Origin of the sequence: Streptomyces phyllanthi (assembly GCF_009377205.1) — a bacterium.
In the GTDB taxonomy this organism is placed as follows: Bacteria; Actinomycetota; Actinomycetes; order Streptomycetales; family Streptomycetaceae; genus Streptomyces; species Streptomyces phyllanthi.
The window spans coordinates 1-6,603 of sequence record NZ_VJZE01000489.1; the positions used below are offsets into that span (position 1 = coordinate 1).

5 protein-coding genes are annotated in these 6,603 nt (G+C 71.8%); 4 read left to right on the top strand and 1 reads right to left on the bottom strand.

The annotated features are described in order from the left end of the window. The coding region (locus tag FNH04_RS38890) for a carbohydrate kinase family protein (protein ID WP_322725122.1) at positions 1–1,006 on the bottom strand (1,006 nt) is incomplete at its 3' end. 125 nt (positions 1,007–1,131) lie between these two features. Here FNH04_RS38890 and FNH04_RS38895 point away from each other — a divergent pair. The 4 genes from FNH04_RS38895 to FNH04_RS38910 form a co-directional block, all read left to right on the top strand. Next, entirely contained in the window at positions 1,132–1,881 is a 750-nt protein-coding gene (locus FNH04_RS38895) for a DeoR/GlpR family DNA-binding transcription regulator (protein ID WP_322725127.1), read from the top strand. A 39-nt stretch (positions 1,882–1,920) separates the two neighbouring features. Continuing rightward, complete coding sequence (locus tag FNH04_RS38900) at positions 1,921–2,163, top strand: hypothetical protein (protein WP_152790683.1); 243 nt, start codon at positions 1,921–1,923, stop codon at positions 2,161–2,163. Positions 2,164–2,167: 4 nt separating this feature from the next. Beyond that, positions 2,168–3,508 carry a 6-phospho-beta-glucosidase gene (locus tag FNH04_RS38905; RefSeq protein WP_322725125.1) on the top strand — a complete coding sequence of 447 codons (1,341 nt, stop codon included), beginning with the start codon at positions 2,168–2,170 and terminating at the stop codon, positions 3,506–3,508. Positions 3,509–3,558: 50 nt separating this feature from the next. Continuing rightward, positions 3,559–6,603, top strand: a 3,045-nt coding sequence (locus FNH04_RS38910; protein WP_152790685.1) for an alpha-mannosidase, incomplete at its 3' end; no start/stop codon positions are given.

Genomic DNA, 6,603 nt, shown 5'->3' on the forward strand with positions numbered 1-6,603 from the left:
CCGGGGGAGTGACCGGGGCGTGGGGGAGCGGCGGGCCCGGGTCCGCGGGCAGCCGGTCGGCCAGGAAGCCGTACGCGCGCCGCAGCCCGGGGTCCTCGAGGGACCGCCACCACCTGTGGACGCCGTACCAGCCGGGCGCGGCCAGGGCGCCGCCGTGGTGGCGTACGGACAGGCCCGCGGCGAGCACCGCGAAGCGCAGCCGCTCCTGAAGGGGCCAGCCGCCGAGGGAGGCCGCGACGAAGCTCGCGCCGAAGACGTCCCCGGCGCCCGTCGGGTCCAGCACGTCCACGTCCACGGCGGGTACGTCGACGTACTCGCCCGTCGTCTGGTCCACGGCGACGGCGCCTTCCCCGCCCCGCGTGACGACGGCCACCGGCACCAGCTCCGAGAGCGTGCCGAGCGCCGCCACCGCGCTGTCGGTGCGCGTGTACGCCATCGCCTCGGTCTCGTTCGGCAGGAAGGCATGACACAGGGAGAGCTGGTCGAGGAGGTCCGAGGACCAGCGCCGGGTGGGGTCCCAGCCGACGTCCGCGTAGATCCGCGTACCGTTCGCCGCCGCCTTGGCCAGCCACTCGCGGGGCTCGGCCTCGAGGTGCACCAGCGCGGTGCGCGCGTCGGGCGGGTCGCCCATCAGCGCGTCCTGGGAGTACGGGGGCACCTGGCCGTGGGTGACGAGCGCCCGGTCATGACCGTGGGCGAGGGAGACCGTGACCGGCGTGTTCCAGCCGTCCGCCGTACGGGACAGGGAGAGATCGATCCCCTCCTGGCCGTCGAGGACGTCACGGCAGTACTCGCCGTAGAAGTCGTCCCCGAAGACCGTGGCGAGCGAGGTGCTGAGACCGAAGCGCGAGGCGGCCACCGCCAGGTTGGCGATACCGCCCGGACCGCAGCCCATGCCGTCGGTCCAGATCTCCTCCCCGGGCGTCGGCGGCTTCCCCAGCCCCGTGAGGACGAGGTCGTAGAAGAGCAGCCCGGTCAGCACCACGTCGGGCCGGTCGTCGTCCACGCGCACATCTCCCGTCAACTCTGCGTCTCGGTGCACAGGATCGTGCGCGTCCCCCGGGGGATTTGGCAAGAGTCAAGCAGAAGTGAGCATGGAAATGATTGAAGATGACGAGTACTGTTCAGCGCGTGCTGGCGGAAAGACGACACCAACTGATCCTGCGGGCCCTGCGCTCAGGCGGCCCCGCGGCGGTCACCGACCTGTCCGAGCAACTCGGCGTGAGTGCTGCCACCATCCGGCGCGACCTGGTCAAGCTGGAGGAGGAAGGACTGCTCACCCGTGTGCACGGAGGAGCGGTCGTGGAGGAGGGCGACCAGCCCTTCGCCGAGGTCGCCGAGGTGCGTGTGTCCGAGAAGGACGCGATAGCCGCGAAGGCCGCCTCCCTCGTCCGGGACGGCCAGTCCGTGCTGCTCGACATCGGCACGACCGCCTACCGGCTGGCCCGGCAGCTGCACGGACGCCGGCTCACCGTGATCACCAGCAATCTGGTGGTGTACGAGGAGCTGGCCGACGACGAGGGCATCGAACTGGTGCTGCTCGGCGGTGTGCTGCGGCGCGAGTACCGCTCGCTCGTCGGCTTCCTGACGGAGGACAACCTGCGCCAGCTGCACGCTGACTGGCTGTTCCTCGGGACCAGTGGGGTGCGGCCGGGCGGGACGGTGATGGACACGACCGTCGTCGAGGTGCCGGTCAAGCGCGCCATGATCAAGGCGTGCGACAAGGTCGTCCTGCTCGCCGACTCGGCGAAGTTCCCGGGCACGGGCATGGCACGGGTCTGCGGACCCGAGGAACTCGACATGGTGGTGACCAACGGTCCCGTGGACCCGACCACCCGCTCCTCGCTGGAGGACGCGGGCGTGGAGGTGGTGCCGGCGTGAACCGGGCGGCCGGTGCGGACCGCGTTCGCGGTGTCCGTCGTGCCTCCCCTTCCGGCTGTGCGCCGGGCCGGGTCGCGCATCGGGGACGAGCCGTGCAGCGTGGTGACGGCGGGCACGGTCGCGATGGACGCGGGCACCGGGACGCCGGGCTCGGGCACGGCGGGCATGATGGCCGGGCGCGCCGCCGCACCGGTGATCGCCGTCCCGGCGGTCCTTCCGGCCGTACGAGCCCTGAAAGCCCTCGTCACGGGCGTTCGAGCCGTGACATCGCGAAGGTGGTAGATGCGTGAAGCTGACGATTCTGGGCGGCGGCGGGTTCCGGGTGCCGCTCGTGTACGGGGCGCTCCTCGGCGACCGCGCCGAGGGCCGGGTTACTCGTGTCGTCCTGCACGACCTGGACGCGGAACGGCTGTCCGCCGTGACCCGCGTCCTGGCCGAGCAGTCCGCCGGTGTGCCCGACGCGCCCGAGGTGACGGCCACCACCGACCTCGACGAAGCCCTGCGCGGCGCCGACTTCGTGTTCTCCGCGATCCGCGTCGGCGGCCTGGAGGGGCGCGCCGACGACGAACGCGTGGCCCTCGCGCAGGGTGTGCTCGGCCAGGAGACCGTCGGCGCGGGCGGTATCGCGTACGGGCTGCGGACCGTGCCCGTCGCCGTGGACATCGCGCGACGGGTGGCGCGTCTCGCCCCCGACGCCTGGGTCATCAACTTCACCAACCCCGCCGGCCTGGTCACCGAGGCGATGTCCCGCCACCTCGGCGACCGCGTGATCGGCATCTGCGACTCGCCCGTCGGCCTCGGCCGCCGTATCGCCCGGGTGCTCGGCGTCGCCGACCCGCGCGAGGCCTGGATCGACTACGTCGGCCTCAACCACCTCGGCTGGGTACGCGGACTGCGCGTCGCGGGCCGTGACGTGCTCCCCCGCCTGCTCGCCGACCGGGACCTGCTCGGCTCCTTCGAGGAGGGCAAGCTCTTCGGCCCCGAGTGGCTCCAGTCCCTCGGTGCGATCCCGAACGAGTACCTGCACTACTACTACTTCAACCGCGAGGCCGTACGCGCCTACCAGGATGCCGAGAAGACCCGCGGCGCCTTCCTGCGCGAGCAGCAGGCCCACTTCTACGAGGAGATGCGGCGCCCCGGCGCCGAGGCCCTGAAGACCTGGGACCGCACCCGGGCCGAGCGCGAGGCCACGTACATGGCGGAGAACCGGGAGTCGGCGGGCGCCGGAGAGCGCGACGCCGACGACCTCTCCGGCGGCTACGAGAGGGTCGCCCTCGCCCTGATGCGGGCCATCGCCCGCGACGAGCGCACCACGCTGATCCTCAACGTCCGCAACAAGGGCACCCTCTCGGTCCTCGACACCGAGGCCGTCATCGAGGTGCCCTGCCTCGTCGACGCCAACGGCGCGCACCCCGTCGCGGTCGACCCGCTGCCGGACCACGCCACCGGCCTGGTCTGCGCGGTGAAGGCGGTCGAGCGGGAGGTCCTGTCCGCGGCCGAGTCGGGCTCCCGTACGACCGCGGTGAAGGCGTTCGCGCTGCACCCGCTCGTCGACTCCGTACACGTGGCCCGCAGCCTGGTCGACGGCTACACGGCCGTCCATCCGGGCATGGCGTACCTCAAGTAGAGCGCCAAGCGGCGCTTCGCACCCGCACCTCCTCAGGAGAGACTTCTTCCATGCATGACGAACGCCGCCGGATCGAGGAACGCGTCGAGCGCGTCCACACCCAGCGCATCAAGCCCGCGATCTACGCCGCCTCCGTGCCCTTCGAGGTGGAGGCCTGGCACGCGCCCGGGGAGCCCGTGTCCTTCGAGGAGGCCGCGGCGGCCCCGTACAAGCCCTTCGCCATGGACACCCCCTGGGGTCCGCCCTGGGGCACGACCTGGTTCCGGATGCGCGGGCAGGTGCCCGCCGAGTGGGCCGGCCGGCGCGTCGAGGCCGTCATCGACCTCGGCTTCGTCGGCGACTGGCCCGGCAACCAGGCCGAGGCACTGGTCCACCGCACGGACGGCACACCCCTGAAGGCGGTCAACCCGCTCAACCAGTACGTCCCGATCGCCAACCCGGCCACGGGCGGGGAGACGGTCGACTACCTGGTGGAGGCGGCCTCCAACCCCGACATCCTCGCCGACAACTTCGCGCGCCCGACCCCCCTCGGCGACGTCCTGACCGCCGGGGACAAGCCGCTCTACACCTTCCAGCGGGCCGACATCGCCGTCCTCGACGAGAACGTCTGGCACCTCGACCTGGACCTCCAGGTACTGCGCGGACTGATGGCCCACCTGGAGGACCACGACCCGCGCCGTCACGAGATCATGCACGCCCTCGACCGGGCCATGGACACCGTGGACCTCGACGACATCGCGGGGTCGGCCGCGGCGGTCAGGGAGGTCCTCGTCCCGGTCCTGGCCAAGCCGGCGCACGCCAGCGCCCACACCGTCTCCGGCGTCGGGCACGCCCACATCGACTCCGCCTGGCTGTGGCCCATCCGAGAGACCAGGCGCAAGACGTCCCGGACGTTCTCGAACGTGACGTCCTTGGCCGACGAGTACGACGACTTCATCTTCGCCTGCTCGCAGGCCCAGCAGTACGAGTGGGTGCGCGACAACTACCCGCACGTGTGGGAGCGGATCAAGAAGTCCGTCGCCAAGGGCCAGTGGGCGCCCGTCGGCGGCATGTGGGTCGAGGCCGACGGCAACCTGCCCGGCGGCGAGGCGCTCGCCCGCCAGCTCATCCACGGCAAGCGGTTCTTCATCGAGCACTTCGGCATCGAGACCAAGGGCGTCTGGCTGCCGGACTCCTTCGGCTACACCGCCGCCTACCCGCAGCTCGCGAAGCTCGCGGGCAACGACTGGTTCCTGACCCAGAAGATCTCCTGGAACCAGACGAACAAGTTCCCGCACCACACCTTCTGGTGGGAGGGCATCGACGGCACCCGCATCTTCACCCATTTCCCGCCGATCGACACCTACAACGCCCGGTTCAGCGGCGAGGAGATGGACCGCGCCGTCCGCAACTACTCGGAGAAGGGCGGCGGCACCCGCTCCCTGGCCCCCTTCGGCTGGGGCGACGGCGGGGGCGGCCCCACCCGCGAGATCATGGAGCGGGCGCGCAGGCTGGCCGACCTGGAGGGCTCACCGAAGGTCGTCGTCGAACACCCCGACACGTTCTTCGCGAAGGCCCGTGAGGAGTACCCCGACGCTCCCGTCTGGAACGGGGAGCTCTATCTGGAGCTGCACCGCGCCACCTACACCTCCCAGGCCCGCACCAAGCAGGGCAACCGCAGGAGCGAGCACATCCTCCGCGAGGCCGAGCTGTGGGCGACGACGGCCGCGCTGCACGCGCCGGGCTACGCGTACCCGTACGAGAAACTCGACCGCCTGTGGAAGACGGTCCTCCTCCACCAGTTCCACGACATCCTGCCGGGGTCGTCGATCGCGTGGGTGCACCGGGAGGCCGAGGCGGAGTACGCGCGGGTGGCGAAGGAGGTCGAGGCGCTGACCGCGGAGGCGATCGCGGCACTCGGCGCGGGCGCCCCCCACGTCTTCAACACGAGCCCGGTGGACCGCCGGGAGGTGGTCCGGGCCGCCGACGGCTCCCTGACCCACACCCTCGTCCCCGCGAACGGCAGCGCACCCCTGGGCGCCGGTGAGGGGACGGACCCGGTGACGGTCTCCGGCCGCGTGCTCGACAACGGCCTGGTACGGGTGGAGGTGGCCGAGGACGGCACCCTGGCCTCCGTACGGGACCTGCGGGCCGGCGGCCGTGAGGTGCTCGCCGACAAGGGCAACCTGCTCCGCCTGCACACCGACCTCCCGAACTACTGGGACGCCTGGGACGTCGACAAGCACTACAGGAACCGCTACACGGACCTGCTGGCGGCGGACTCCGTGACGGTGGTCGAGGAGGACCCGCTGCGGGGCGCGATCCGGGTGGAACGCTCCTTCGGCAAGGGCTCGCGGATCATCCAGACGATCAGCCTGCGTGCCGGCAGCGCCCGTATCGACTTCGAGACGGACATCGACTGGCACGAGGCCGAGAAGTTCCTCAAGGCGGGCTTCCCGGTGGACATCCGGGCCCCCCACTCCTCCGCGGAGATCCAGTTCGGCCACATCCAGCGCCCCACCCACACCAACACCAGCTGGGAGGCTGCCCGCTTCGAGGTGTCGGGCCACCGCTGGGTGCACATCGCCGAGCCGGGTTACGGCGTGGCGGTGATCAACGACTCCACCTACGGCCACGACGTCTCCCGCACGGTGCGCGAGGACGGCGGTACGACCACCACGGTCCGCCTCAGCCTGGTCCGCGCCCCGCGCATCCCCGACCCCGAGGCCGACCAGGGCAGGCACCGCTTCACGTACTCGCTCCTGCCGGGCGCGAGCGTCGAGGACGCGGTCGCCGAGGGCTACGCGCTCAACCTCCCCCTCCGCATCGCGGACGCGGCGGGCCCGGCGGAGCCGGTCGTGTCGGTCGAGGGCACGGGCGTGACGGTGGAGGCGGTCAAGCTGGCCGACGATGCGTCCGGTGACGTCGTGGTCCGCCTGTACGAGTCCCGCGGCGGGCGAGCCGAGGGCGTACTCCGCACGGGCTTCCCCCTGGCCGACGCCCAGGTGACGGACCTCCTGGAACGCCCCCAGCGGCCGACGGCCAGGGAGGGCAACTCGGTGCCGGTCGCTCTGCGGCCGTTCGAGGTACTGACACTGAGGCTGGGGGTGGACGGC